Source organism: Comamonas sp. Z3, assembly GCF_008121565.1.
In the GTDB taxonomy this organism is placed as follows: Bacteria; Pseudomonadota; Gammaproteobacteria; order Burkholderiales; family Burkholderiaceae_C; genus Comamonas; species Comamonas brasiliensis.
In genome coordinates this window covers 415,742-440,854 of the sequence record NZ_VOQU01000001.1, presented here as the reverse complement: position 1 = coordinate 440,854, position 25,113 = coordinate 415,742, and the positions used below count along the sequence as shown (strand labels likewise).

The following is a 25,113-nucleotide window of genomic DNA, read 5'->3' as shown; positions in this document are numbered from 1 at the left end:
ATGCAACGCCGATCCTTTTTCACTGGCGCGGCCACTGCAGTGGCCGCCGCCACAACGTCAATGGCCATCAGCCGGGTTGCCATGGCGGCCCTGCCCGAACCCGTCATGCAAGGCAGCGCCGACACGGCTGCGCCTTTGACGCCGCCCAACGGTCGCCCCTACCAACCCGTGGTCACGCTCAACGGCTGGACCACGCCCTGGCGCATGAATGCGGGCGTCAAGGAGTTCCACCTCGTGGCCGAGCCCGTGGTGCGCGAGGTGGCGCCCGGATTTTTCGTCAATATGTGGGGCTACAACGGCCAGTCGCCGGGCCCCACGATCGAAGTGGTGGAAGGCGACAAGGTGCGCATCTTCCTCACCAACCGCCTGCCCGAGAGCACCACCATCCACTGGCATGGCCAGCGTCTGCCCAATGGCATGGACGGTGTGGGCGGTCTGAACCAGCCCCACATCCCGCCGGGCAAGACCTTCGTCTATGAGTTCGAGGCGCGCCGCCCCGGCACCTTCATGTACCACCCGCATTCGGACGAGATGGTGCAGATGGCCATGGGCATGATGGGCTTGTGGATCACCCACCCCAAGACAGCCCACCCGCTGATCGACAAGGTGCAGCGCGACTATGCCTTCCTGCTCAGCGCCTATGCGGTCGAGCCCGGCACCATGACGCCGCGCATCAACGAGATGACGGACTTCAATATCTGGACCTTCAACAGCCGCGCCTTCCCCGCCATCAGCCCGCTGGTGGCTCGTCAGGGCGACAAGGTGCGCATCCGCGTGGGCAATCTGACCATGACCAACCACCCCATCCATATCCACGGCCATGAGTTCGAGGTCACGGGCACCGACGGCGGCCCCGTGCCAAAGTCCGCCCGCTGGCCCGAAGTGACCACTGATGTGGCCGTGGGCCAGATGCGCCAGGTGGAATTCATTGCCGACGAACCCGGCGACTGGGCTTTCCACTGCCACAAGAGCCACCACACCATGGGCGCCATGGGTCACGACGTACCCACCATGATCGGGGTGGACCACCGCGGCCTGGTGGGCAAGATCCAGAAGATCGTGCCCGACTACATGCTGATGGGCGAGCGCGGCATGGGCGATATGGGCACCATGGAAATGCCTCTGCCCGATAACACCTTCCCCATGATGACGGGCCAGGGCCCCTACGGTCCTATCGAGATGGGAGGCATGTTCACCAGCTTCAAGGTACGCAAAAACCTGGGTGCCAACGACTACAAGGACCCCGGCTGGTACCAGCAGCCCAAAGGAACCCGGGCCTATGAATGGCAGGGCGCACCTTTCGATGCCAAGGCTCCCCGCCAGAGCACACCCGGCACCGCTCCCGGTGCCGCCACCGTACGCAAACCCGAGACCGGCCCCGCCACCGTACGCAAACCCGAGACCGGCCCCGCCACAGGCGCTCACCCCCAGCACTGATGCCAGGAGACTCCCATGAAGACTATTCATTTCATAGCTGCCTGTGCTTTGGCAGCAAGCGTCAGTGCAAGTTTTGCGCATGGAAACAATGCCCATGCCAGCGGTCCCGTGATCAAGGAACAAAAGCCCTGGGGCATTGCCGCCGAGGCCAGGGAGGTCCGGCGCACCATCACCATCCAGATGACGGATGACATGCGCTTCAGCCCCAGTCATTTCAGCGTGAAAAAGGGCGAGACCCTGCGCCTGCGCGTGGTCAACAAAGGCCATCTCATGCACGAGATGGTGCTGGGCACCCGGGCATCGCTTGATGAGCACGCGCGGATGATGCTCAAGTACCCCGGCATGGAGCATGCCGAACCCTATATGGCCCATGTCGCCGCAGGCCAGACCGAAGACATGGTGTGGAGCTTCAACCGCGCAGGCGATTTCGACTTCGCGTGCCTGATCGCCGGCCACTACCAGGCTGGCATGACGGGGCGCATCACCGTCACCGAATAACGCAAGAAAGGAATTCCCGATGACAAGCACCAACCGCCGCCACTCCCTGCATCTGCTGGCCGCCGCTGCCGGCATGGCTGCGCTGCCAGCAATGGCGGCTGCTCCCGCCAGGATTGCCATGGAGGTCTGGAAAGACCCGAACTGTGGCTGCTGCAAGGACTGGATTGCCTTGATGGAGCAGGCTGGCTTTGCCGTCAAGGTGCACGACGTGGGCAACAGCGCCGTACGCGCCAAACTGGGCCTGCCTGGCCGCCTGGGTTCCTGCCATACCGCCCTGGTGGGCGGCTATCTGGTCGAAGGCCATGTGCCAGCCGCCGATGTGCTCAAGCTGCTGAAGCAAAAACCCAAGGCGCTGGGCATCGCCGTACCGGGTATGCCCATTGGCAGCCCCGGCATGGACGGCCCCGAATACGGTGGCCGTAAAGACCCCTATGACGTGCTGCTGGTCACCAAGAGCCTCATGAACAGCGATGTCAGCACCTCCGTCTTCACCAGCTATCGCGGCTGACCCCTCTCAATTCAGGAGAACATGATGAAAAACTTCTTTCACACCATTTTGGCAGCGCTGAGCCTCGGCATTGCACTGGCAGCCCCCGCTTTCGCACAGGATCACTCGGCGCACGCAGGCCATGGGACGATGGCCGATGCTTCGGCAGCCACATCGGCTGGCCGGCCCGATGTGCTGACCGCCGGAGAAATCACCCGTGTGGATGCCCGCACAGGCAAGCTGACGATCCGCCATGAAGCAATCAAGAACCTGGACATGCCTCCCATGACCATGGTGTTTGCGCTGTCAGGCTCCGCACAGTCGGCCTCTTTCAAGGCCGGTGACAAGGTACTGTTCCATGCCGAGGACAAGGATGGCTCGCTGATCATCACCCGCATCGAGCCAGCGTCCTGATGCGGTCTCGCGGCTGAGACGATGACGATGCCACGCGACCATGACATCGTCATCCCGTCACAACCCCGTGGACAGCACTGCCGCATGGCCTGCCACGCGCTCCAGTACATCCCCAGGCACATCACGACCGCCGTGCACCAGCAGATCATGGGCATTGCAACCATGGGTATCTCTTCGCTGGAGATCGACGCCGGCCGACCAGAACCAGCGCACAGCCGCCCACGCGCCATGGTCCACGGCCAAAAGATACGGCGTGCGACCTTTGTCATCCCCGGTCTTGTCCAGGTCGGCCCCCGCTTGGCGCAGCACCTGCAGCATCTCTGTGCGCCCGTTGAAGGCCGCCCAGGCGGTGGCACTCATGCCCGTTGTCAGGCTCACCTGATCCAGCGGGCTGCCTTGCTCCACCAGCCATCGCGCGGCAGCATCGTTGCCGCAATTGAGAGCCGTGATCAGCGCATTGAGGCCGGTGCTCTTTTGCACATAGGCGATATCGTCACCGTCCTTCAGGCGCAGTTCCAGCGCAGCGATATCGCCTTGTTCAGCGGCCTTGAGCAGTTTCATGCTCATCTCAGTACATCCACTTTCGGACCAGTGCCTGCCCAAAGCGCTCGCCCAGCAACACCTCGGCCTGTTCATCGCCATCACCCCGCCCCTGGGCCACGGCGTGACTGCGGCATAGCGACATCAAGGCCAGCGCGTCCAGATAGTCGCCCGCATCGTCGAACATACGGGTCAGCAAGGGGCTGCAGTCATGGTCCAGATACCAGACCGAGCCATCGCGGCGGTCAAAGCACCAGAGGTTGCCATTGCCCAGGTAGTCCCCGAACACCACCAGCTCACTCAACTTCGCCTTCAAGGCCTGCGCCTGTTGCGGCGCACTCATCTCCACAATATCGGCGCTGCCCGGAAACACGACTTGCACCGGACCGATGGCGTCCATGTCTGCATCCGGCGCCATGAGATCAAAGCGCGGACTCAACAAGCGCTCGGCCCAGTCCAGAACACCGAGCTGCAAAAGATAGTCACGCAAGGACTGGGACAGATTGCAACCCAGGCGCCATTCGCACAGGCGCAGCTCGGCCAGGCTGAAGGGCTTGGCTTGGACAGGCTCTTCATCCATCCAGGCATGAGCCTGCAGGCCTTGGTACCAGTACGCCAGTCGCTGCTCTGCCGTGGCATTGATCGTCAGCCAATACGGCTTGGGCACATCGGCCTGAACCCACACATCATGGCTTTCTACAAAGCGCTGGCTGCGCCCGAACTCGGCCTGCAGAAAACAGGACCATGCCACCGCGTCCGCAGAGGAAGGCCAGTGCATCTGGGCGAGTACCGCCACCGGCATCCAGGGCTTATGGCCCATGCGCGGCACCTCATTCGCATCACGCACCACAAAGCGCACGGCAGGCTGTTTCAGCAGATCTGCTGCCGGTGACTGATTTGGCGCAACAAGCTGGGCAGCGGCATCGGTAGGCAGATCCACCCAGTCGCTCGGCGCGAGTTCGGGTAATGCCTGCACCAGCGCAGGCAGGTCTTTGAAGATTTTCATGCAGGCATTTCGTGTTTTCTGTGCATTTCGTGCGCGGGACTTAGACTGCGTGTCCTATGTTGACGCTAGAACAGTTTCACTCCGGGCTGGCCAATGGTTCACTGGCCCGTGCACACCATATCAGGCTCAGCGATGGGCTGACCGAGTTCCCCGCCGCGCTGTATCAGCTGACCGAGACGCTGGAGGTCCTCGATCTTTCGGGCAACCAGCTCAGCACCCTACCCGATGATCTGACGCGTTTTGCGCGGCTGCGCATTCTGTTTGCCTCGAACAATCCATTCAGCGAACTGCCCCGCGTGCTGGGTCATATGCCGCAGCTCGAGATGGTGGGCTTCAAGGCGTGCCGCATCATGCATGTGCCCGAGGACAGCCTGCCGGCGCGCCTGCGCTGGCTGATTCTCACGGACAACCACGTGCACCAGTTGCCCGAATCCATGGGCCAATGCACGCGCCTGCAAAAGCTCATGCTGTCGTGCAACCAGCTGAGGCAGTTGCCCCAGAGCCTGCAACATTGCCAGGCGCTGGAGTTGCTACGCATTGCAAGCAACCGTTTCGAAGATGCTCCTGAAGTCATCTTCCGGCTGCCTCGCCTGGCGTGGCTGGCGCTGGCAGGTAACCCAATGACTCAAAAACAGGAGCTGGATACGCTTTCAGGGCATGGGATTGAGCCCATTTCTTATCAAAATTTGCAGATCGCTGTCAAGCTGGGCGAAGGCGCCAGCGGCCATATCTACCGCGCCAGCCTCAACGGACAGGAGCTGGCACTCAAGGTTTTCAAGACCGCCCAGACCAGCGACGGTACGCCGCAATCCGAACTGGCAGCAGGCATTGCGGCAGGACAGCATCCTCATCTGCTGACGCCACTGGCGCAGGTTCTGGGCGCTCCTGAGGGGCAAATGGCCACGGCCCTGCCCCTGCTGGATTCGGCCATCCAGCCGCTAGCCGGGCCGCCAAGCTTCGACAGTTGCACACGTGATGTCTATGACCCCGAACTTCGCCTGCAAGCCGACCAGGCCCAGCAGCTGCTGCAAGGCATACGCTCCGCCATCACCCATCTTCACGGCCGTGGTCTGCTGCATGGAGATCTGTACGCCCACAATATCCTGTGCAATCTGCAGACCGGGCAGGCCGTGCTGAGCGACTTTGGCGCCGCCGCGCTTTTGCAAGGCCTGCCCGAAACGCAGCAAGCGCAGCTGCAGCAGATCGAGCTGCGTGCGCTGCGCCACCTGGAAAACGAGGTTCAGGCCCTTGTCGGCTGAGGCTTATTGCAAAAATGCGGGCTTGGCATAACCCGCAAACTTGCTGTCCACCACGCCCTTGAACTCGGCGGACTTGTAGGCTGCAGCCAGATCCTTGGCCCATTGGGCATCCTTGTCCTTGGTCTTGACAGCCACGATGTTCAGATAATGCTCGGGCGTTTTTTCCAGCAGCACCGAATCCGACAGTTTCAGGCCCGAGGAAATCGCAAAGTTGCCGTTGATGATGGCGTACTGCGCATCATCGAGCGCACGCGGCAGATGAGCCGCATCCAGGGGTACGAGCTTGATCTTCTTGGGATTGGAGGCCAGATCCAGCTCGGACACGCGCAGCGGGTTCACGCCCTCCTTGAGCTTGACCAGTCCGGCCTGCTGCAGCAGCAGAATGCCCCGTGCCAGATTGCTGGCGTCATTGGGCAGGGCGATGCGATCTCCCTCCTTCAGCTCAGCCAGGCTCTTGCGCTGCTTGCTGTAGACGCCCATGGGAGCAATCGGCCCCTGGACCAGGGCCGTCAGATCGAGCTTGCGGTCGCCCTTGAACTGGTTGAAATAGACCTCATGCTGGAAGAAGTTGGCATCGAGCGAGCCATCGGCCAGGGCCAGATTGGGCTGCACATAGTCGTTGAACTCCACCAGACGCACCTTGTAGCCCTTTTTCTGCAGGATGGGGACGATGCCGTATTGCAGCTGATCAATGTTGGAGCCTGCCGTGCCGCCAATGACCAATTGCTTTTTGCCCGCGTCCTGGGCCGCCGCCGGCAAGACGCCCATGACCAGTGCAGCGCCTGCCAGCAGAGTGGTGGCCAGAAGACTGCGGCGGCGCCGTGCCACGGAAAAAAGGTGGGTCATGCTTGCTCCTCGTTGATGTACTGAGTTTTGATGCGAAAGGTTTGGCTCTGCAGCATGCAGAGGCCTTTGCAGTATCCAGACCGCGGAGACAAATTCCAACTAATAAAAACCTATGCTCTTATTTGCTTTTCATCTAAAACCAGCAAATCCACAGGCATGAAAAAAGGGCCGCATTGCGGCCCTTGGCGTCTTCAGCCCAGCCCGATCACTTCAGGAAGGCAGGCTTGGAGTAGCCGGGAAACTGGCTGTCCACCACGGCCTTGAACTCAGGCGAGCGGTAGGCGGCGGCCAGATCCTTGGCCCACTGGCTGTTTTCGTTGCCGGTCTTCACGGCCACCACGTTCAGGTACAGATCGGGAGTCTTTTCCAGCACCACGGCTTCGCTCAACTTCAGACCCGAGGAAACGGCAAAGTTGCCGTTGACCACCACATAGTCAGCGTCTTCGAGCACGCGGGGCAACTGGGCTGCCTCCAGCGCCACAAACTTGAGCTTGTGGGGATTGGCGGCCAGATCCAGCTCGGAGATACGGGCCGGGTTCACCCCTTCCTTGACCTTGACGAGGCCGGCCTGCTGCAGCACCAGCAATGCACGCGCCAGGTTGCTGGGATCATTGGGCAGTGCCACCTTGGCGCCGCTCTTGATATCGGCCAGAGACTTGTGCTTCTTGCTGTAGACACCCATGGGCGCCACCGGGCCTTGCGCAATCGCGCTCAGCGCCAGCTTGCGGTCGGAGGTGAACTGGTCGAAATAGGCGCGGTGCTGGAAGAAGTTGGCATCCAGCGATCCGTCGGACAGCGCCAGATTGGGCTGCACATAGTCGTTGAACTCGATCAGCTTGATCTGGTAGCCCTTTTTCTGCAGCTGGGGCACTATGCCTTTTTGCAGCAGGTCGTAATTGGAGCCGGCGGTGGCGCCAATCAGCAGATTCTTCTTGGCCGGGTCCTGGGCCAAAGCGGGCACACCGGCGGTCGCCAGCAATGCGACTGCGGCAGTGGCCAGAACGGCACGGCGGCTGGCGGCAAAGGAAAAATGGGCGGGCATGGATCACTCCTTGAATTGGATGCGCGTGGGCAGCACGGTTCTCATTTGGGTTCTCATTTGTTTACCGGACTGCAACAATGTAGTAAGTATGAAGCTTACACGGGCAAACCCTAAAGAATAAAACCCCATCTGTTTATCCATAAAAGCATATAAAGAGTTCAAGGAGTAGCGGCATGAGTGCTTTTTCAACCATCGAGGATCTGCTCGCGCATGACGGCCATATCGCTCGCGTGCAAGGCATCTCCATCGGCCATTTCAGCGACCCGCGCCGCCCCACGGGCTGCACGGTCGTGCTCTGTCCTCAAGGTGCCGTGGGCGGTGTGGATGTGCGCGGCGCCGCCCCTGGCACGCGCGAGACCGATTTGCTGCACCCCAGCAATCTGGTGCAGGAGGTCCACGGCATCATGCTGGCCGGCGGCAGCGCCTGGGGGCTGGACGCGGCCACAGGGGCCGTGCGCTGGCTGGAAGAGCAAGGCGCCGGCCTGAATATCGGCGTGGGCCGGATTCCGCTGGTGCCGGCGGCCGTGCTGTTTGACGTGATGATGGGCGATATGCGCATACGCCCCGATGCTGCGGCCGGCTATGCCGCCTGCCGGAATGCGGTGCCGGACTCCGGCACCGGGCGCCCCGCCGAAGGCAGCGTGGGCGCTGGCGCGGGCGCCGTGGTGGGCAAGGTCTTCGGCCATGAGCGCGCCATGAAGGGCGGCCTGGGCACGGCCAGCTTTACCGTCGATGGAGTCACCGTGGGAGCCATCATTGCCTGCAATGCCTTGGGCGATGTGCTCAACCCCTTTAGCGGCGAGTTGCTGGCCGGGGCACGCACAGCAGACGGCCTGCAATTGCGTGGCACCCGCGATGCCTTGCTGGCAGGCGAGGAGCCCAGGCCGGTTCTGGCCGGCAGCAACACCACGATTGGCGTCGTGGCGACCGACGCCATCATCAGCAAGGCTCAGGCCCACCGCCTGGCCGTGGTAGCCCATGATGGCCTGGCACGTGCCATCAACCCCGTGCACACCATGAGTGATGGCGACAGCCTGTTCGCCCTGGGTACGGCGCGCAGTGGCAAGTCGTTGGGAATGATGACGCTGAGCACATTGGCCGCCGAAGCCGTGGCCGTAGCCACCGCGCGCGCAGTCTTGCTCGCCCAATCGGTGCGGATCGAGGGCCAGGCAACGCAGCCTAGCCATCAGGATCTACGTGCAGGAAGCTAGGCAATCGCCTCAAGTCGCCGCAACTGCCCCTGGATCAGCAGCTTGTCGCGCATGCGCCGCGTCATGGACTGGGTGCTTCCGTCCTCGGCCGTAAACAAAAACAGGCTTTGCTGCGGACTGACCCAGGTCAACTTGGTTCGTAGTTGCTGACGCTCGTTGCACAGTTCCACCCAAGTGCCTAAAGGCCATTCGACAGCCTCCTCAGGTCTGCCCTGGCCCATGACGGCTTGCGCGGGCATCGGGCTGGATGCCACGGCGGCACCGACCGTCTTCTGCGGCGTTGTCTTGAAGACAGGTCTGGAAGAATCGTATGCCGCCCGGGTTTGCGTTTCTTGCGCCACCACCGTCACCGCAGGCATATCTTCGACTCTGTCTGTCAGTACCGGCAAGGTGATATCCAGCCTTGCGCGCACGGTTTCCGCGGCTCCTTGCTGACCCGCCAGCACGCTCGGCGATTCACCCGGCACGCCCGCCCTGACAAGGTCGTTCGAGCCGATCCGATTCGCGGCCTCGGCCATATCCAGCGCCCGCTGCTGCAGACTGCCCAAACGCGCAGCCAGCGCAGCAATTTCGACATCGGTGCGGCCCACGCTGCGCAAGCCCCGCGCCAGACGTCGCTGCAGCTTGGGCGCAAGCTCCACCAGCCGCGTCATATCCTGGGCTGCCTGTGGAGACACGCTCCACAACAAGCTGGGCACCAGTGCCAGATAGCCGCCCGGGTCACGCTCCTGCCCTGGCTCGGCCCGCTGCTGCGCCTGGGCAATCACGCCGGCCCAAGGGCCGGTCACAAAGTCCAGAATATCTTCGGGCACGCCCTTCGCACTGGGCAGGCTGCGAATCATCTGCGCCAGTTGCAGGGCATCGGGCTTGATCCGTTCGATGGAGCCCACGATCTGGCCGTCCAACAGCCCCAGCGCCGAGCTCATCAGCCCTGGCCGCGTGGACTGCTCGGCTTCGGCCTGCTGGCCCAATGCCGCAATGTGGCTCATGCGACCTTCCGGCGGCCACTGCTCGCGCACAAATTGCAGCACCTGGGCAAACATGTGGGCACTTGCGGCCCCTGCACCGGCCAGCTGGTTCGCCGCAACCTCGGCCACGGCGATGAAATGAGCAAACCCCAAAGCAGATTCGCTGGCAAACCAGAGGCTGCGAGCCGTCAGCTCATCCAGCAGCTGCCGTGCCGGATGCAAGCGATCTTCAAAGAACGCTGCGTCCTGAGACACCAATTGACACAGCACGGGTTCGAGCTGCAGCAAGATCCGCTGCACGGGCGGCAGCAGGCGACCGTCACTGGTCATATGGCTCATCATGCGATGCAGCGTACGCATCTGAATCAGGGCACTGGGCGCCTGACTGGGCTGCGCTGGGCGCAGCCCCCCCAGCACACTGGGTACCCAAGGCTGCTGAGATGTCTGCAAGGCATTGGCCGAGTACGAAGTCCAGCCTGGCTCCAGGCCCAGGTCATGCATGGGGGCCATGACAGCGGGCTCGGTCTCGGACCAGCTCGCCAGCATGGAATCCGTCAACGACTGCGGCACGGTGCAGCGCGAGTCGTCAATCCAGCGTAGATCCGAAGCCAGCTCCTGCAGCAAGCGCAGGGTCAGCAGGCACTGGGACCGGGTGTCGCGATCCGCACCGTATCGGGCAGGCTGCACTCCATGCTGGCGCAGCAAATTGGCGGTGCGGGAGTATTCGGAAGCCAGAATGGAGCCCAGTTGCTGCGACATGAATTCATGCCAGCAATCGGCCACTTCGGTGGCAGGTTGCACGGCCGTCAGCGACTGGCTCAAAGCGCGTACATAGTTCTGCAGTCGCAGCGGATTGCACTCGGGCCGTGCAGACTCAAGCCCCTGAGCGCCGCTCATCAACGCGTCCAGATCTGCCAGCGCCAGTTCGACCTGTGGCTCGACCATCTGCACCAGCTTGTGCTCGGCCTTAAGCTGACGATTAGCTGACTCAGCCATGGCCGCCAATGGCAAAAGCCTGCCGTTGACGGTATCGAGCGTCTGCGCAGAAAAGGAAAAAGGTTGGCGCGCTGACAGCACCAGCGCCTCCAGCAAATTCTGCGGAAAGCTGCTGATCACCGAAGCCCGGTGCTGCTGCAGGTTGTGCAGCGCCGCGCCGAGCACATCGCGCCTTGCAGGATGGAAACCGGTTGAAAGCGATTGCTCCAACGCATATTCGGTGCGCTGCAACAATCGCAGCGCAAATGCATCAGCGCCACGCACTGCCTGGACAAGGCAGGTGCGCAGCACGGAAACGGATGCATGTGCGAGGCTCATAGCCCCTAAGAATACCCGTTCCAGCCGAGGCTGGAATCATTTTGTCGCTTACTTCAACGCCTTGTAACGAACACGCTTGGGTGCAGCGCCTTCTTCGCCCAGTCGCTTCTTCTTATCAGCCTCATATTCCTGATAGTTACCATCAAAGAAAACCCATTGCGAGTCGCCTTCAGCGGCCAGGATATGCGTGGCAATACGGTCCAAGAACCAACGGTCGTGGGAGATGACCATCACGGTACCGGCATATTCCAGCAGCGCATCTTCCAGCGCACGCAGAGTTTCCACGTCCAGGTCATTGGAGGGCTCGTCCAGCAGCAGCACGTTGCCGCCCTGAATCAAGGTCTTGGCCAGATGCAGACGGCCGCGCTCACCACCGGAGAGGTTGCCGACCTTTTTCTGCTGATCCTGGCCGTTGAAATTGAAGCGACCGGCGTAAGCACGGGAAGCCATGGTGAACTTGCCGACGTTGATCATGTCAAGACCGCCGGAGATATCTTCCCAGACGGTCTTTTCGTTGGACAGTTCGTCGCGATGCTGATCCACAAAGGCCATCTTCACAGTCTGGCCGATGTCCACCGTGCCGGAATCGGGCTGCTCCTTGCCCGCGATCAGCTTGAACAGCGTCGATTTACCCGCGCCGTTGGGGCCGATGATGCCGACGATAGCACCTGCCGGAACATTCATCGACAGGTTGTCGATCAGCATGCGGTCACCAAAGGACTTGGAGACATTGGTGAACTCGATGACCTTGGAGCCCAGACGCTCGGCCACAGGAATGAAAATTTCCTGTGTTTCGTTGCGCTGCTGGTATTCGTAATCGCTCAGCTCTTCGAAGCGCGCAATACGGGCCTTGGACTTGGCCTGACGCCCCTTGGCGTTCTGGCGTACCCATTCCAGTTCCTTCTTCAGGGCCTTGGCACGTGCTTCTTCGCCCTTTTGCTCGGCTTCCAGGCGGTTGCCCTTCTGGATCAGCCAGTCGGAGTAGTTGCCCTTGTAGGGAATGCCGTGTCCACGGTCCAGCTCCAGAATCCACTCGGCGGCGTTATCAAGGAAGTAGCGGTCGTGGGTAATGGCCACCACGGTGCCGGAGAAGCGATGCAGAAACTGCTCCAGCCAGTCCACGGATTCGGCGTCCAAGTGGTTGGTCGGCTCGTCCAGCAGCAGCATGTCTGGCTTGGACAGCAGCAGCTTGCACAGTGCCACTCGGCGCTTTTCACCACCGGAGAGCTGGCCCACGATGGCATCCCAGGCGGGCAGACGCAGCGCGTCGGCAGCAATTTCCAGCTGGTGCTCGGAGTCGGTGCCAGCGGCAGCAATGATGGCTTCCAACTCGCCCTGCTCGGCAGCCAGCGCATCAAAGTCAGCGTCTTCTTCGGCGTAAGCGGCGTACACCTCTTCCAGACGGGCCTTGGCGTTGTTCACCGCCGCCATGGCTTCTTCCACGGCCTGGCGCACGGTGTGCTCGGGGTTGAGCTGGGGCTCCTGGGGCAGATAACCGATGGACAGACCGGCCATGGGGATGGCTTCGCCTTCGAATTCCTTGTCCACGCCAGCCATGATCTTCAGCAGCGACGACTTGCCAGAGCCGTTCAGGCCCAGCACGCCGATCTTCGCGCCCGGAAAGAAACTCAGTGAAATATCCTTCAAGATCTGGCGCTTGGGCGGCACAGTCTTGGTCAGGTGGTTCATCGAAAAAACGTATTGAGCCATGTCCGAAATGCTTTGAGTTACTTGGATTTATGCAAAAAAGTGTGCCGCTTTACACGGCAATCAAACCATGATTATCGGTGCATGCGACAATACCCCTCGCAACAGGCGTCCAGTTGCCTGCTGCAGCAGCACTTCAGCTGGGGACAAAGGAAGCGTTTCCAAGCTCCCAACACGCAAACTTATCTGCCTACAACTGGCCAGGCACCCCACGGGTGCCATGACAGGCTGATACCCCGCGCCCAGGATTGGCGCAATTGATCACAATGACATTTGAAGAACTGAATCTGGCCCCAGCTATTCTGAAGGCCGTGCAAGAACAGGGTTATGAAAACCCGACCCCCATTCAGGCACAAGCCATCCCTCTGGTTCTCGCCGGGCACGATCTGCTGGCCGGCGCCCAGACTGGAACCGGCAAGACAGCCGCCTTCACGCTGCCCATGCTGCAGCGCCTGGCAAGCGGCACTGCGCCCAAGAACAAGTTTGGCGGCAAGGGCATTCGCACTCTGGTGCTGACCCCTACTCGCGAACTAGCGGCCCAGGTGGAAGAAAACCTGCGCGGCTATGCCAAGTATCTGGACATCACCTCGACCGTGATTTTCGGCGGCGTGGGCATGAAGCCGCAGATCGCCCGCATTGAAAAAGGCGTGGACGTTCTGGTCGCCACGCCCGGCCGTCTGCTGGACCTGGCCGGACAGGGCTTTATGGACCTGTCCACGGTCGAAATGCTGATCCTGGACGAAGCCGACCGCATGCTAGACATGGGCTTCATCCATGACGTCAAGAAGGTCTTGGCGCTGGTGCCCAAGGACAAGCAAAGTCTGCTGTTCTCGGCCACCTTCAGCGATGAGATCCGTGAGCTGGCCAACGGACTGCTGCGCAATCCCCAGTCCATCCAGGTCACGCCGCGCAACACTACCGTCCAGCGCATCAAGCAGGTGATCCACCCCGTGGGCCGCGGCAAGAAAAAGCAGGTACTGCTGCACATCATTCAGGAAAACAACTGGAGCCAGGTGCTGGTCTTCACCCGCACCAAGTTTGGCGCCAACAATGTGGCCGAGTACCTGACCAAGAATGGCGTTTCCGCCATGGCCTTGCACGGCAACAAGAGCCAGAGTGCCCGCACCCAGGCCTTGGAAGGCTTCAAGACGGGTGAGCTGCGAGCGCTTGTGGCGACAGATATTGCAGCCCGCGGCATCGACATCGACGAACTGCCTAACGTGGTCAACTACGAGATCCCCAATATCTCGGAAGACTATGTGCACCGTATCGGCCGCACGGGCCGCGCAGGCCGCGAAGGCAATGCAGTCAGCCTGGTCTGCATGGACGAAGAAGGCTTCATGATGGATATCGAGCGCTTTACCAAGCAGGAGATTCCGGTGCAGCCCATCGAAGGCTTTGGCCCTGAAGAAGGTGAAATCGCCGAACCCATCGCCATGGGCCGCCAGACTCTGTGGGGTGGCGCAGGCAAGCCTCCCAGCCGCGATGTGATGCAGGCAGCGGCCAAGGCGGCCCGCCAGGAAATGATGGAGCGCATCCGCTCCAACAAGGCGCCCACCGGCGGCCGCGGTGGCCGTCGCCCTGCTGCTGGAGATGCCCAGCAAGGCGAAGCAGAAGGTGAAGCACAGCAACGCCCCGCACGCCAGCACAAGCCCCGCAGCAACAACCGCGTCAACAACCAGCGCGGCCAGGGCCAGCAAGCTGCCGAACGCGGCGAACGCAACTCCGATCGCAGCACAGAGCGCAGCGGCGAGCGCAGCAATTCCTTCGGCCCGAGCGACCGTGCTCCACGCCCCCAGGGCAACAACGATCAGCAGCGCGCTCCCAAGCGCGGCGGCGCCCGCCAGCTCGGTGATCGCGAACGCGGCAACCGCTACGACGACCAGCCCCCCCGCGCCGATGCGCACCTGGGCACGCAGCAAGGCCATGCCCGCCACAACGGCGCGCGCGGCAGCAATGCCGGTGGCCAGCCCGACCCCATGCGCACCAGCGTGGACAGCATGGCTGACCGTGGTCGCCGTGGCGGCTTTGGCGGCGGTCGCGGTGGCTTCGGTGGAGGCAATCGCGGTGGCAACCGTGGAGGCTTTGGCGGCGGTTACAGCCGTTAATCCACGGCCTCCTTGGTTGAAGGCGTGAAATCGCCTTCAGCCCACCGTCCCGAAGGGCTGCAATCTCCAATATTGCAGCCCTTCTGTTTTTTCCAGCTGCAGCATCGCTGCCCGCTGACAGCCGATCGCAAGCCAGCCGACCTAATATGGGCTCCAGATGTGCGAAGCTTGAGCTTTCGCTCTTGGCATGTTCTTTTTATCTGCGTTGAACTTATGACATTTCTCACCAAGCCTGTTTTCTCTCATGCCAAGCGCACGCAGTCCGTCTGGACTCAAAGCATGCTCAAGCTGACGACAGTGGGCTCGGCAGTGCTGTTGACGGCCTGTGCCAATGTGCAGCTGCAGCCCTGGACTGGCATGTCAGGCCCGGCACCGACTGCGAACGCCCCAGCGGCCAGTTCCCCCACTCCTCCCTCAACGGTCAGCCAGCCGGTTCCCCCTTCACCACAGCTGACATCACTGCCCTATAACCCTGCCATCGAGTCTCGCTTCCCCGACCCCACCACGCTCTACGACACACCGGGTCTGGGCAACGGACGACAGCAGTTCAGCACACAGACAGAAATTTCTGCATGGCTGCAATCTGTGAGCAGCAAAGCCAGCAACGGGTCCCAGCTGTCCACTGTCACCATCGGCACCTCTCAACGAGGGCTACCGATTCAAGCCCTTATTGCCACACGGGGCCAAAGCACGCAGGCAACAGCCATCAACAGCAACGACAAACCCACGGTTCTGCTGGTCGGCGGCCAACGTGGCGACGAACCCGCCAGCACAGAAGCCTTGCTGGTCGTCGCACGCGAATTGGGCCAGGGCGGCCTGCTGGCGCCATTGCTGCAACAGATCAACATCATCATCTTGCCCCGGGCCAACCCTGATGCGGCTGGCTCGGCCAGCCACGTTACGGCAGACGGCACAGACCTTGTTCACGATCATCTGCTGCTCAGCACTCCGGAGGCACAGGCCCTCGCTCGCCTGACCCGCAACTACCGCCCGGCTGCTGTGATTGACTTGCGTGAATTCGCTGCGGCAGGCGTGCTGCTGCAGAAGTTTCAGGCTGTGCAGCGCTACGATGTGCTGCTGCAACCCGCGGCCACGGCCAATGCACACGAGTTCGTCAACAAGGCTGCACGAGAGTGGTTCAGCCTGCCTGTACGCAACGCACTCAAGCAGGCAGAGCTCAGCAATGAATGGTTTTTTCAGCCCAGCGCTCAGCCTGAGGACAAGTCGCTGTCCATGGCCGACTTGACTGCGGACACCCTCGCCAACACCAGCAGCCTGAAAAACTCTGTTGCCCTGCTCATCGCCAGCCGCGGCTCCGATCTGGACCGCCTGCATATTCAGCGTCGTGTGCACAGTCTGGTCACTGCAGCAACGGCTGCCTTGCGTGCAACGGCAGAGAAATCGAAAAATCTGAAGCAGGTCGAGTCCTTCGTCTCCCGCGACATTTCCGCTCTCGCTTGCCGCAACACTCTGACCATCCAGGCCAGGCAGACCCCCGAACAGCGCACCATCCACATGCTGCAGGCCGACTCCGGTCAGGAAATCGAGGCTCGTGTCGACTGGAACTCGTCGCTGAGCATCAAGCCCGAACAAAGCCGTCCCCGCCCATGCGGCTACTGGCTGTCCGCTGACTCCGGGAGAGCCGTCGACCGTTTGCGCCTGCAGGGAGTGCAAGTGATGCAGATTGCGGAATCTGGCCAGATGCTTGCAGAAAACTACACTCCTTCCCGCTCCGGCAGCAACACCCCCGTGCTGACGCGCGGCGCCATTGAAGCCCCCATGGGCAGCTACTACATCACCCTCAACCAGGCAAAAGCCCATTTGGCGACTGCAGCCCTGGAGCCCGACACACCCTTCAGCTATGTAAGCAAAAGCCTGATTACGGCACCCACAGACATTGCACGTGTCGTCGCTGCACCGTCGGTCGTTTTTGAAGAAGAAATGGAATAAAAACGTAAGCCAGGATCGCAGAGCTGTCAAAACACTCTGCGGCAAACCGCTGATACAGAACCAAAAAATCCATTCATGCAATTGCATGAATGGATTTTTTGGTTCATGTGCCCGACAGGGATATAAAAACCTCCTACACACCCCATCAGCTCTTGGTTTCATTTTTGCCAGGAAAAAACATACCAACAAAAGTACCAACAAATATTATTTTGACCCCCTTTGCCGTCCAAATTTGGATGGCGCTGCAGCGTGAAGCGCGTCCTTGTGCGAACGCGCCAAGCTGCCGGTCAAGGGGTGAGCATGCACAAGAAGCGCAGTAACTGATTGCGCATATCCCGACCAGCAATCCACCGATCCAAGCCACTTGGCTGGAATGCTCATTCGTGCTGCGCAGAATCCTTTTGTCTTGAGCACCAGCACAAAGCGTTTTGCTTCATCTCAGTAGCCTCACTGAGCACCATAGAGACATCCCAACGCAACCCCGGATGCCTCCATGACCGAAGCCCAAGCCCTCCAGAAATTCAACGAAGCCAAAGACCTGTTGCACCGCGCTCAGCAGGTATATGCGCAAGCTGAGAAAGCCTTGCAGGCCGCCTCGTATTCGTCCCCTGGCCAGCATTTCGCCAGCGGCACGGACAGCAAAGTTGATGCGACTTCAAAGCCCTTGCTGACGGACTACTAAGCCCGCTCCACAGCCTCAAGAAGCCCATCAACTTTCGTCACGTCCATCACTATGCAAGTCACTCCATACGAAGCCGCAAAAGCTGCATTCCAATCGGCCCTGGCTCAGTTTCAATCGGCTCAATCCTCCTACCGTCAGGCTCAAGAAGACCTGCAAGGGCTGATGCAACAGCAGACCTCACTGCTGGAGAAACAGCATCAGTTTGAAGCGGCTGCCGACGCCGCTGAGAGCGAATTCAAAGAGCTGTTTGCCAAGAGCGGATTCAACGTGACCAAACAGGTGAACGACGCCATGAACAAGAAGGTGGCCAACAAGGACATGGCCAGCGAAGTCGCCGCAGCTCTGGCTCACATTGCCCAGGCGATTCAGGACTTTCCATTCAAGCCTGAGGTGGCTACCCTGGCGCAAAGCTACCAATCCACCCTGGATGTGGCACGTCGCAAGTACGCTGAAATGATGCTGGCCCAGGCGCTGTCCGAAGTGCCGGAAAGCCTGCTCAAGGCCATTGCACTGCAGAGATTCATGGCCAAGTCCGACGCCAGAGACTCCAAGGGATTGCTGCCTTTGGCGGATGACCTGAAAGAGATCAAGGCAAGGGCTATGACCCGTATCTTTGAAGCCATCGACAGCGTGCCGGGCCAATGCGATCCAGCGGCTGAATTTGAAGCCGCAGGCATGGCCGTTGGCGGCGGTGAAGGCCTGCCCACAATCCCGCGCATGTCGCCTATAGCACTTCACCGCAATCGTGTGCTGAATCTCAAGCAGTCATCGCGCTGACCCATATCACTGCTACGCCGCAATGAGCGGTGCGGCGGGCAGTGCCCCAAGCCTTCAGTCCGCATGCATAGAGCCATGAAAGCACAACCCAATCAGCCGTGCGATGAACAGCTTTTGAGAATCGGTGCTGTTATTCAAAAAACGGGAATGGCACGAAGTACTATTTACAAGAAAATACGAAGTAACGAATTTCCCCGCCCATTAGTTATTGCCAAACGCTTAGTTGCATGGCGTCAAAGCGAGATAAATTCATGGATCAGCTCTCTAAAGAATTTGTAGATCCCGGAGGTAGAAGAATCATGTTTAACTGCCCACACTGTGGAGCCAAATCCCATTCGCGCACCAGCAGATTTGTATCTGATCTGGTGAGAGATGTTGTGTTTGTCTGTACTGATATTGAATGTGGTCATACATTCCTGGCGCAATTGGCAGCAGTTAGAACCATCTCGCCATCGTCAAAACCCCGTGAGGGTATTTTTCTGCCAATGAGTGCGCTGAAGCAGAAAATAATCAGGGATCAAGTTTCCCTGAATAAGCAGGATGGTGGAGCCTACTCTATGGTTCTGTGCAAAAGCGCAGAGCACAAGAAATCTGAAATCAAGCCCAAAGCCCATTTCGAGATTCCAGCACAAGACCCCATCATCAAGGCACTGCATAGCGCGCCCGCGGCTTCATAGGAATGAGCAAGTGCATGCTCTGCCTGTCCTGAAGTAAGATTGCACTTGACTCCAGCTAGGCCCGCGAACCGAAAAGCGGGAGACCCTGCCCGCCTGCTGGAGTTTTTTGCTTTCAGGGAGTAGCACATCAGGGCGTGCCATGGGTGAGACACCACATTTTCAATATGAAGATCAATATGGTGAAACGGTCACAATCACCGTTGAAGATTGCGTAAATATAGCCGAAGCACTACTAATTCACGTAGGAGTTAATCCTGAAATAATATCTAAGGATTTTGGGGATGAAGTGCTTTTTGCCAGAGCAATCCCTCAGTCAGAATATAAAATCTATTTTTATAAAAAATCAGAAGAATTAAAGAATTTTCTTCCCGATTTAACACCGGCAAATATTAATTTACTGACGACAATTTTAATTAATACTGTACTTTTAAAGTATAAATCACATCTATTGTTTATAGAAGACCAAGAAAGTATATCAATACACACGAATGAGCATGTCTCTGTATTCATTGAGAATAACCAAAATCTCTTTGCCGAAGATGAAGATGGAATTTCTGAGCCCGATCAAGCTCGAAATGAAGAGCAGCCCGGGCTGGGCGAATCTTTTCAGCCTTGGAGCATTCGACATCCCAAGCGGATTCAAGGCTATGCCCTTCCTTTGATACGTGCCTTAGAGCACTTCAACGAGATAGGCCTGCGCACGCGCCCCACCGCCCGCGATGTCTTGGAGTACTTCCGCGATAGGGTGAGAAGTGAGCCCAACGCATGGCCTGAAATTGCCCAGGTGCACGTTCATGAGCTGGCCTTTTACGACAGCAGAGGCGATGTGGCCACCGCTGACTTGGAAGCTTTGCGCAAGGCCATTGGCCGATTTACAAGCTCCTAAAGAGCGACCGTAATTCGGACGGATAGCGGACGGATAGCGGACGAATCAGAAAACTAGGCGACAGCCCGTTGTCGGCGTCAGACCATCGCCCCATTGTTCATTCAATGAGGCCCATATGACCGCACAAGCACGCGCCACAACGCACGGCGTGAAGACCCTCACCGCAGCTCAAGCCTTTGAAACGCTGCCCGATTGCGCATACATCCGCGAACGCGATCTAGTCGCCCATCCGCGCCGCCAAGGCGTGGTGGGGCTGCTGCCGTTCAGCGCCTCTACTTTGTGGCGCAAGGTCAGTGCTGGAGACTTCCCCAAGCCGCAGAAACTGGGGGCCAAAATTTCCGCGTGGAGGGTGGCTGATGTCCGCGCCTGGATGGCGCAGCAGCAGGCGTAAGGGGCAGGTCGATGACACAAAAGAAAAACGCCCCAGCCATCCAATCGGACAGCCAGAGCGCGGTAGCAGCGCCCATTCTACTGAGCCAGCAACAGCAGGCCAATAGTGCAGTTGCATGGCAGCTTAAAAGCACTCATAGCCCATCGCGGGCCTTCCCATCTCGCGCTGCTTCATGGCACAATTGTGGCAAGCCGAGAGGCCCGGTGCTTCAAAACACCAATCCAGCAGAGGTTGCAGCCCCCACCGTCAAGCGGGGTTTTGTCACGCCCAAATTTTGGGGAGTGGTGCGCCTGCACTGCTCCCACGTGGTTACGGGCGGGATGGGCATATCCGTAAGGACTGCCGCACGTCTGCTGGCGTGTTTTGAACATCCCGTCCACCTTATGCGCTTCAAAACGCAGAAGTTGGCTTTCTTTGGTTCTCCAGCAGGAATCGAAACCATGACCGTTATCACCCTGGCCAGCCGCCGCGCTGCGCTCACTCCGCCCATCACGGGCACATCTGACCCCATCCAACTGCACGCCGATGCGCATAACGCGCTCAGCATGGCGCTGCACTATCTCAGCCAGCCCAAGGCCAATGTTCCCGGCGCACGCCGCAAAGCTGTGCAGGCTTTGGCCGCTCTGCGTGGCCTCGATCTGAGCCTGGAGGGCTGACCCATGAAAACCCATCACAACGCTGCCCAAGGGGCAGTGGAAGCTGCTGCATTGTCTGGCACATCCACAAGAGCAAGCGCGGCGCGCTCCAAACCGCAAAGCACGCAGCGCACCGCGAAGCCTCGCGATGTTTTTGACTGCATTGCTGCAGGCATTCCGCGATCGGATTGGGAGTCGGCCCTCGATAGTGATGCGGCCAAGCAATGGAGCAATTGGCTTGGTGAGGATAGTCCTGCATCTGGCACCTTGAACGAGGCCACTCAAGCGCAGATCAAAACCAAAATGCTGAACCTCAGTGATGAGGTGTGGCATCTGGACGCTGCCCGTTCTGCATTGAACGCGGTGGCCACCATGACGGACGAATGCGCCTTTCATGTGGGACCGACTTTGGGTGTGCCCGCACAGGACATGGCCAATCTGTTGCACGTGGTGCATGCCGAGCTGGAGCGCCGCACGCAGGAGATTCGCAGCGCCGTCAATGAGGTGAGCATGGTGTGGAGGGTCAAAGCATGAATGCCCTGCACCAGCCTTCATTCAAGTGCCCGGCTGCGCCTGCTGTAGCCGACATTGCAACCGCCGTGATGAATGGCGTTCAGTGTCTGGATACCTCCGGCCTTGCGGCTTTGCTGGGGTGCGCCCCGCACCATGTGCGCCACCATTTGGGTCATCGTCTTGACTTCCCCGCGCCGTTCATCGACCTGAGCCCGCGCCTGCGTTACTGGCGGGTCATCGACGTGCTGCAGTGGCTGTATCAGCCCGGCATGCGTGCCTTGAGCGTGGCAGACCTGGGGGCACCGCGGCTTGATGTCGGAGGCATTGCCGACTTGCTGGGCTGCTCACGCCAGCACGCCACTGCGGTGATTGCCAAGCGCAAAGACTTCCCGCCGCCGTGCATCAACGTCAGCAACCGCATGCGCGCTTGGCTTTACCGGGATGTGCTGGCTTGGCTGGCCCCGCAGGGGGCCGAGTTTGGCAGCGGCGGCCACGCCGCAGCCCCGGCGATTGTGGATGCCGATGGAGTGGCGCAAATGCTGGGCTGCACACGAGAGCATTTCACCGACCGTCTGCTCAGGCAGGCCAGTTTTCCGCAGCCTTTTTTGTATGCCAGCCGCCGCCTGCGTTGGTGGCGTGTGAGTGATGTGCGGGCATGGCAGCAGAAAGGCGGTGCAGCATGAGTGATTTGCTTCATGAAATCGCCCAGCGGTTGCAGTCGGACTATGAGTTCAAGCCTGCATCCGATGGCAAGCATTTGCGCAAGGGCCGATGCCCTGGCTGCGATCACAAAAGCCTGTGGACTTACGCTGCCACGCCGTGGGTGGTGAAGTGCGAGCGGCTTAACCATTGCGGGTATGAGGCCCACGCCAAAGACCTGTACAGCGATCTGTTTGAGAGCTGGAGCGAGCGCGCCCGCATGGCCGAAGAACGCAAGCCCGAAGCCGAGCGCAATCCGCACGCGGCTGCAGATGCGTATCTGCAGCAGGCCCGTGGCTTCGACTTGTCGCGGATTCGTGGCCTGTACTCGCAGGAGCAATACTTTGACCCGCGCGCTGACCGGGGGCGCGGTGCAGGCACGGCCACGGTGCGTTTTGCTGTGGCCCAGACATGGTGGGAGCGCCTGATAGATAAGCCCGCGCGCTTTGGCAAGAAGAAGGCCAATTTCAAGCAGGGAGGGAGCTATGGTGGCCACTGGTGGGCCATGCCTGATCTGAGCTTTGCAGCACCCAATCCGGCCCAGCCTGAGGCATCGGAGCCACCTAAGGAGCTGTGGCTGGTGGAAGGCATTTTTGATGCCATTGCGCTGGCCCATCACGGCATTGCAGCCGTCGCCCTGATGAGCTGCAACAACTACCCAGGCAAGGCATTGGAGGCTCTTCGCGCGCAGATACAGCGCGAGGGCCAACAGGTGAAGGAGCCGCGCTTGGTGTTTGCGCTTGATAGCGACAAGGCCGGGCGGGATTACACCCTGCGCCATGTGCGCAGGGCTCAGGAGGCCGGGTGGCGTTGCACAGCGGCGCAAATCCCGCAGCGCAGCGGCAGCGCCAAGCAGGATTGGAACGACCTGCATTTGCGCGAGCTCCTGACGGAAAAAGACCTCAAAGAGTATCTGCATCAAGGTGCGTTGCTGGTGGCTGAGTCTGCCTCCGACAAGGCGCTGTTGATCTACAACCACACGGGCCGCGCCGAGTTCGACTTGGAATATGGCAGCCGCCTGTATTGGTTCAAGCTCGATCTGGCCGCCTACAGCAAGGCCAAGGATGACTTGGAAAAAGGACAGGAAGAGGGCGACAAATACCTGTCAGAGCACGAGCTGCGAGAGAAGGCTATCGAGCAAGCCTCGGTGCTGCAGCCCATTGCCAATTGCTTGCCCAAAGCGCTGTACTACCAGCGCAATGAGGTGACACAGGAGGCTTGGTATTACTTCAGCATTGCCCAGCCGCATAAAAGCCTGCCCGTCAAAGGTAACTTCACTGCAGGCCATCTGACCTCGGCCAGCGAGTTCAAAAAGCAGCTGCTGCACTTGGCACCCGGAGCCTTGTATAGCGGCAGCAGCGCCCAGCTTGAACGAATGATGCAACGCCAACTGGACAACATCAAAGAAGTGCAGACGGTGGATTTTGTGGGCTACAGCGCCCAGCACAAAACCTATCTGTTGGGCGACTATGCGGTGCACGATGGCGCGGTGCTGGAGGCCAATGAAGAGGACTATTTCGAGATTGGAAAGCTCAGCATCAAAAGCCTGCAGCGCTCCATTCATCTGCACATCAACCGCGATGCAGAAGCCCAGGACAGAAGCTGGCCACAGCACCTCTGGTCAGCCTTTGGAGCCCCTGGCTATGTGGCTCTAAGCTACTGGTTTGCCAGTCTGTTTGCAGAGCAGATTCGGGCCGAGCAAATGTCCTTTCCGTTTCTGGAAATCGTGGGCGAACCGGGCAGCGGCAAGACGACCTTGATTCAGTTTTTGTGGAAGCTGTTTGGCCGGGATTACGAAGGCTTCGACCCCAGCAAATCCACGGCTGCCGGACGCATGCGCACGTTCACGCAGGTCAGCAATCTGCCCATCGTGCTGATCGAGAGCGACCGCGAAACCAAGACCGGCAACAGCGCCCATGTGAAGAGCTTTGATTGGGACGAGCTCAAGGACGCCTACAACGGCCGCAACGTGCGAACCACAGGCGTGCGCACGGGCGGCAATGAGACCTATGACCCACCGTTCAGGGCCAGCATTGTCATCAGCCAGAACAACCCTGTGCAGGCCAGCCAAGCCATCATGGAGCGCATCTGCCACATGACATTCACCACGCATGGCCACACGCCTGCCAGCTTTGAAAGTGCCAAGAAGCTGGAGACCTATGAAATGGAGCAACTGAGCGGCTTTCTGCTGGCCTGCCTGCGCCAGGAATCCCAAGTGTTGGAGACCTTCAAGAAAGAAACCGACAAGACCATTGCATGGTTGCTGCAGCAGGACGGCATTCACAAGCCGCGTATTGCCAAGAACCATGCTCAGCTGTTGGTGGCCGTCGTGGCCATGAGCCGGCTCATGCGTATGAGCGATGGGCAGTTTGATGCTGTGCGCTCGTGCATTGTGGCCATGGCCCAGGAGCGGCAGCGGTCCATCAGTGCCGATCATCCTCTAGTGCAAGAGTTTTGGGAGATGTTCGATTTCCTCGACAGCCTTCCGACCGATACGGTGAGAGGCACGTTGCATGTGCCGCGCCTGAATCACAGCCGGGACAAGCAGCTCATCGCCGTGAACCTGAACGAGTTTGTGGAGCAGGCCAGCGTGCACCGCCAGCAAGTGCCGCCGCTGGCTGAGCTCAAGAAGGTGCTGCGCACCAGCAAAGCGCGCCGCTTTGTGGACTCCAGCCGCGTCATCAACAGCGCGATCAAGACCCGCAATGCAGGCGATGACCAGGGTAAGGCGGTGCGCTGCTGGGTGTTTGAGTTGGGCGGTTAGACCGCTCTTTTCCGAGCCGACTCCGATCTCATGGCCAGCCCCGGAAACGGGGCTTTTTCATGCCCGCCAATATTGATGAATAAATAGGCATTTGTGCGAAAAACAAGGGTTAACCCTTGCGAAAATTAAGGTCCACCAAAATTCCGGGGAGGGGTCGGGAAAAGTGTAATCTGCGTAATCGAAGCAATTGCTAACCTGGAGAGCCTTTGCTATCAATGCTTTTGGAAAGGTGCTTGTTGTAATTTTTCCGTAACCTGAGCGTAATCAGATTACAGAATTCAAAGTAATCTCTCAGAAACAGA

Annotated in this window: 25 protein-coding genes; 19 read left to right on the top strand and 6 right to left on the bottom strand. The window is 59.7% G+C overall.

The window, feature by feature from the left end:
* Genes FSY59_RS02145 through FSY59_RS02130 form a run of 4 tightly spaced genes read left to right on the top strand, consistent with a single transcriptional unit; the run spans position 1 to position 2,836 of the window.
* Positions 1-1,437 carry a multicopper oxidase family protein gene (locus FSY59_RS02145; RefSeq protein ID WP_148728376.1) on the top strand — a complete coding sequence of 479 codons (1,437 nt, stop codon included), beginning with the start codon at positions 1-3 and terminating at the stop codon, positions 1,435-1,437.
* A 15-nt stretch (positions 1,438-1,452) separates the two neighbouring features.
* Complete coding sequence (locus tag FSY59_RS02140; RefSeq protein ID WP_003057087.1) at positions 1,453-1,935, top strand: plastocyanin/azurin family copper-binding protein; 483 nt, start codon at positions 1,453-1,455, stop codon at positions 1,933-1,935.
* Positions 1,936-1,954: 19 nt separating this feature from the next.
* Positions 1,955-2,443, top strand: coding sequence for a DUF411 domain-containing protein (locus FSY59_RS02135; RefSeq protein WP_003057088.1), 489 nt, complete (start codon positions 1,955-1,957; stop codon positions 2,441-2,443).
* A 24-nt stretch (positions 2,444-2,467) separates the two neighbouring features.
* A complete protein-coding gene (locus FSY59_RS02130; RefSeq protein ID WP_003057089.1) occupies positions 2,468-2,836 on the top strand; it encodes a copper-binding protein in 369 nt (122 codons plus the stop codon).
* 57 nt (positions 2,837-2,893) lie between these two features.
* Here the strand turns inward: FSY59_RS02130 and FSY59_RS02125 are convergent, their stop codons facing one another.
* Together FSY59_RS02125 and FSY59_RS02120 are read right to left on the bottom strand one after the other, a co-directional pair.
* Positions 2,894-3,403 (bottom strand): ankyrin repeat domain-containing protein, encoded by a 510-nt coding sequence (locus tag FSY59_RS02125; protein WP_003057090.1) that lies wholly within the window; start codon positions 3,401-3,403, stop codon positions 2,894-2,896.
* Between the two features lies 1 nt (position 3,404).
* Positions 3,405-4,382, bottom strand: coding sequence for an SMI1/KNR4 family protein (locus tag FSY59_RS02120; RefSeq protein ID WP_148728375.1), 978 nt, complete (start codon positions 4,380-4,382; stop codon positions 3,405-3,407).
* 56 nt (positions 4,383-4,438) lie between these two features.
* Between FSY59_RS02120 and FSY59_RS02115 the strand changes: the two genes are divergently transcribed.
* Complete coding sequence (locus FSY59_RS02115) at positions 4,439-5,641, top strand: leucine-rich repeat-containing protein kinase family protein (RefSeq protein WP_003057092.1); 1,203 nt, start codon at positions 4,439-4,441, stop codon at positions 5,639-5,641.
* A gap of 3 nt (positions 5,642-5,644) precedes the next feature.
* On the opposite strand, the gene FSY59_RS02110 is transcribed toward FSY59_RS02115, so the two are convergent.
* The gene (locus FSY59_RS02110; protein ID WP_003057093.1) at positions 5,645-6,487 is read right to left on the bottom strand and encodes a MetQ/NlpA family ABC transporter substrate-binding protein; all 843 of its coding nucleotides are present in this window, start codon (positions 6,485-6,487) and stop codon (positions 5,645-5,647) included.
* Positions 6,488-6,692: 205 nt separating this feature from the next.
* A complete protein-coding gene (locus FSY59_RS02105) occupies positions 6,693-7,529 on the bottom strand; it encodes a MetQ/NlpA family ABC transporter substrate-binding protein (protein WP_003057095.1) in 837 nt (278 codons plus the stop codon).
* 173 nt (positions 7,530-7,702) lie between these two features.
* On the opposite strand from FSY59_RS02105, the gene FSY59_RS02100 reads away from it, so the two are divergent.
* Complete coding sequence (locus FSY59_RS02100) at positions 7,703-8,740, top strand: P1 family peptidase (protein ID WP_148728374.1); 1,038 nt, start codon at positions 7,703-7,705, stop codon at positions 8,738-8,740.
* Here FSY59_RS02100 and FSY59_RS02095 read toward each other — a convergent pair.
* Positions 8,737-11,022: a DUF1631 family protein gene (locus tag FSY59_RS02095; protein ID WP_148728373.1), complete on the bottom strand. Its 2,286-nt coding sequence runs from the start codon at positions 11,020-11,022 to the stop codon at positions 8,737-8,739. The two genes, FSY59_RS02100 and FSY59_RS02095, sit on opposite strands and share 4 nt — an antisense overlap.
* A gap of 48 nt (positions 11,023-11,070) precedes the next feature.
* Positions 11,071-12,732, bottom strand: coding sequence for an energy-dependent translational throttle protein EttA (ettA, locus tag FSY59_RS02090; RefSeq protein WP_019043963.1), 1,662 nt, complete (start codon positions 12,730-12,732; stop codon positions 11,071-11,073).
* Between the two features lie 263 nt (positions 12,733-12,995).
* On the opposite strand from ettA, the gene FSY59_RS02085 reads away from it, so the two are divergent.
* The 13 genes from FSY59_RS02085 (at position 12,996) to FSY59_RS02020 (ending at position 24,811) form a co-directional block, all read left to right on the top strand.
* Complete coding sequence (locus tag FSY59_RS02085) at positions 12,996-14,837, top strand: DEAD/DEAH box helicase (RefSeq protein WP_148728372.1); 1,842 nt, start codon at positions 12,996-12,998, stop codon at positions 14,835-14,837.
* A 213-nt stretch (positions 14,838-15,050) separates the two neighbouring features.
* Positions 15,051-16,787, top strand: coding sequence for a M14 family zinc carboxypeptidase (locus FSY59_RS02080; RefSeq protein WP_003057101.1), 1,737 nt, complete (start codon positions 15,051-15,053; stop codon positions 16,785-16,787).
* A gap of 89 nt (positions 16,788-16,876) precedes the next feature.
* Positions 16,877-17,107, top strand: a complete 231-nt coding sequence (locus FSY59_RS02075; protein ID WP_148728371.1) for a hypothetical protein — start codon at positions 16,877-16,879, stop codon at positions 17,105-17,107.
* 173 nt (positions 17,108-17,280) lie between these two features.
* Positions 17,281-17,469 carry a hypothetical protein gene (locus FSY59_RS02070; RefSeq protein ID WP_148728370.1) on the top strand — a complete coding sequence of 63 codons (189 nt, stop codon included), beginning with the start codon at positions 17,281-17,283 and terminating at the stop codon, positions 17,467-17,469.
* Positions 17,470-17,631: 162 nt separating this feature from the next.
* Positions 17,632-18,246, top strand: a complete 615-nt coding sequence (locus FSY59_RS02065) for a hypothetical protein (protein ID WP_148728369.1) — start codon at positions 17,632-17,634, stop codon at positions 18,244-18,246.
* A 75-nt stretch (positions 18,247-18,321) separates the two neighbouring features.
* Positions 18,322-18,525 (top strand): AlpA family phage regulatory protein, encoded by a 204-nt coding sequence (locus FSY59_RS02060; protein ID WP_148728368.1) that lies wholly within the window; start codon positions 18,322-18,324, stop codon positions 18,523-18,525.
* The gene (locus tag FSY59_RS02055) at positions 18,498-18,923 is read left to right on the top strand and encodes an ogr/Delta-like zinc finger family protein (RefSeq protein ID WP_187427874.1); all 426 of its coding nucleotides are present in this window, start codon (positions 18,498-18,500) and stop codon (positions 18,921-18,923) included. The genes FSY59_RS02060 and FSY59_RS02055 overlap by 28 nt, the downstream gene beginning before the upstream one ends.
* A gap of 139 nt (positions 18,924-19,062) precedes the next feature.
* Positions 19,063-19,809 carry a hypothetical protein gene (locus FSY59_RS02050; protein WP_148728366.1) on the top strand — a complete coding sequence of 249 codons (747 nt, stop codon included), beginning with the start codon at positions 19,063-19,065 and terminating at the stop codon, positions 19,807-19,809.
* A 115-nt stretch (positions 19,810-19,924) separates the two neighbouring features.
* Entirely contained in the window at positions 19,925-20,200 is a 276-nt protein-coding gene (locus FSY59_RS02045) for an AlpA family transcriptional regulator (RefSeq protein ID WP_003074698.1), read from the top strand.
* 440 nt (positions 20,201-20,640) lie between these two features.
* Positions 20,641-20,856 carry a hypothetical protein gene (locus FSY59_RS02040; protein ID WP_148728365.1) on the top strand — a complete coding sequence of 72 codons (216 nt, stop codon included), beginning with the start codon at positions 20,641-20,643 and terminating at the stop codon, positions 20,854-20,856.
* A gap of 3 nt (positions 20,857-20,859) precedes the next feature.
* Positions 20,860-21,369 carry a hypothetical protein gene (locus FSY59_RS02035; protein WP_148728364.1) on the top strand — a complete coding sequence of 170 codons (510 nt, stop codon included), beginning with the start codon at positions 20,860-20,862 and terminating at the stop codon, positions 21,367-21,369.
* Positions 21,366-22,031, top strand: a complete 666-nt coding sequence (locus tag FSY59_RS27605) for an AlpA family transcriptional regulator (protein WP_255439100.1) — start codon at positions 21,366-21,368, stop codon at positions 22,029-22,031. Before FSY59_RS02035 ends, FSY59_RS27605 begins: the two co-directional genes overlap by 4 nt.
* The gene (locus FSY59_RS02020) at positions 22,028-24,811 is read left to right on the top strand and encodes a toprim domain-containing protein (protein ID WP_148728363.1); all 2,784 of its coding nucleotides are present in this window, start codon (positions 22,028-22,030) and stop codon (positions 24,809-24,811) included. Before FSY59_RS27605 ends, FSY59_RS02020 begins: the two co-directional genes overlap by 4 nt.
* Positions 24,812-25,113 lie beyond the last annotated feature (302 nt).

What these genes read in the sequence shown, in the direction of transcription:
- FSY59_RS02035 (WP_148728364.1), top strand. Translation starts at nt 20,860, where the DNA reads ATGAAAACCCATCACAACGCTGCCCAAGGGGCAGTGGAAGCTGCTGCA.
- FSY59_RS02020 (WP_148728363.1), top strand. Translation starts at nt 22,028, where the DNA reads ATGAGTGATTTGCTTCATGAAATCGCCCAGCGGTTGCAGTCGGACTAT.
- FSY59_RS02125 (WP_003057090.1), bottom strand. Translation starts at nt 3,403, where the DNA reads ATGAGCATGAAACTGCTCAAGGCCGCTGAACAAGGCGATATCGCTGCG.
- FSY59_RS02075 (WP_148728371.1), top strand. Translation starts at nt 16,877, where the DNA reads ATGGATTTTTTGGTTCATGTGCCCGACAGGGATATAAAAACCTCCTAC.
- FSY59_RS02110 (WP_003057093.1), bottom strand. Translation starts at nt 6,487, where the DNA reads ATGACCCACCTTTTTTCCGTGGCACGGCGCCGCCGCAGTCTTCTGGCC.
- FSY59_RS02130 (WP_003057089.1), top strand. Translation starts at nt 2,468, where the DNA reads ATGAAAAACTTCTTTCACACCATTTTGGCAGCGCTGAGCCTCGGCATT.
- FSY59_RS02100 (WP_148728374.1), top strand. Translation starts at nt 7,703, where the DNA reads ATGAGTGCTTTTTCAACCATCGAGGATCTGCTCGCGCATGACGGCCAT.
- FSY59_RS02040 (WP_148728365.1), top strand. Translation starts at nt 20,641, where the DNA reads ATGACCGTTATCACCCTGGCCAGCCGCCGCGCTGCGCTCACTCCGCCC.
- FSY59_RS02115 (WP_003057092.1), top strand. Translation starts at nt 4,439, where the DNA reads ATGTTGACGCTAGAACAGTTTCACTCCGGGCTGGCCAATGGTTCACTG.
- FSY59_RS02140 (WP_003057087.1), top strand. Translation starts at nt 1,453, where the DNA reads ATGAAGACTATTCATTTCATAGCTGCCTGTGCTTTGGCAGCAAGCGTC.
- FSY59_RS27605 (WP_255439100.1), top strand. Translation starts at nt 21,366, where the DNA reads ATGAATGCCCTGCACCAGCCTTCATTCAAGTGCCCGGCTGCGCCTGCT.
- FSY59_RS02095 (WP_148728373.1), bottom strand. Translation starts at nt 11,022, where the DNA reads ATGAGCCTCGCACATGCATCCGTTTCCGTGCTGCGCACCTGCCTTGTC.
- FSY59_RS02055 (WP_187427874.1), top strand. Translation starts at nt 18,498, where the DNA reads ATGGATCAGCTCTCTAAAGAATTTGTAGATCCCGGAGGTAGAAGAATC.
- FSY59_RS02065 (WP_148728369.1), top strand. Translation starts at nt 17,632, where the DNA reads ATGCAACAGCAGACCTCACTGCTGGAGAAACAGCATCAGTTTGAAGCG.
- ettA (WP_019043963.1), bottom strand. Translation starts at nt 12,732, where the DNA reads ATGGCTCAATACGTTTTTTCGATGAACCACCTGACCAAGACTGTGCCG.
- FSY59_RS02060 (WP_148728368.1), top strand. Translation starts at nt 18,322, where the DNA reads ATGAAAGCACAACCCAATCAGCCGTGCGATGAACAGCTTTTGAGAATC.
- FSY59_RS02070 (WP_148728370.1), top strand. Translation starts at nt 17,281, where the DNA reads ATGACCGAAGCCCAAGCCCTCCAGAAATTCAACGAAGCCAAAGACCTG.
- FSY59_RS02145 (WP_148728376.1), top strand. Translation starts at nt 1, where the DNA reads ATGCAACGCCGATCCTTTTTCACTGGCGCGGCCACTGCAGTGGCCGCC.
- FSY59_RS02045 (WP_003074698.1), top strand. Translation starts at nt 19,925, where the DNA reads ATGACCGCACAAGCACGCGCCACAACGCACGGCGTGAAGACCCTCACC.
- FSY59_RS02085 (WP_148728372.1), top strand. Translation starts at nt 12,996, where the DNA reads ATGACATTTGAAGAACTGAATCTGGCCCCAGCTATTCTGAAGGCCGTG.
- FSY59_RS02080 (WP_003057101.1), top strand. Translation starts at nt 15,051, where the DNA reads ATGACATTTCTCACCAAGCCTGTTTTCTCTCATGCCAAGCGCACGCAG.
- FSY59_RS02105 (WP_003057095.1), bottom strand. Translation starts at nt 7,529, where the DNA reads ATGCCCGCCCATTTTTCCTTTGCCGCCAGCCGCCGTGCCGTTCTGGCC.
- FSY59_RS02050 (WP_148728366.1), top strand. Translation starts at nt 19,063, where the DNA reads ATGGGTGAGACACCACATTTTCAATATGAAGATCAATATGGTGAAACG.
- FSY59_RS02135 (WP_003057088.1), top strand. Translation starts at nt 1,955, where the DNA reads ATGACAAGCACCAACCGCCGCCACTCCCTGCATCTGCTGGCCGCCGCT.
- FSY59_RS02120 (WP_148728375.1), bottom strand. Translation starts at nt 4,382, where the DNA reads ATGAAAATCTTCAAAGACCTGCCTGCGCTGGTGCAGGCATTACCCGAA.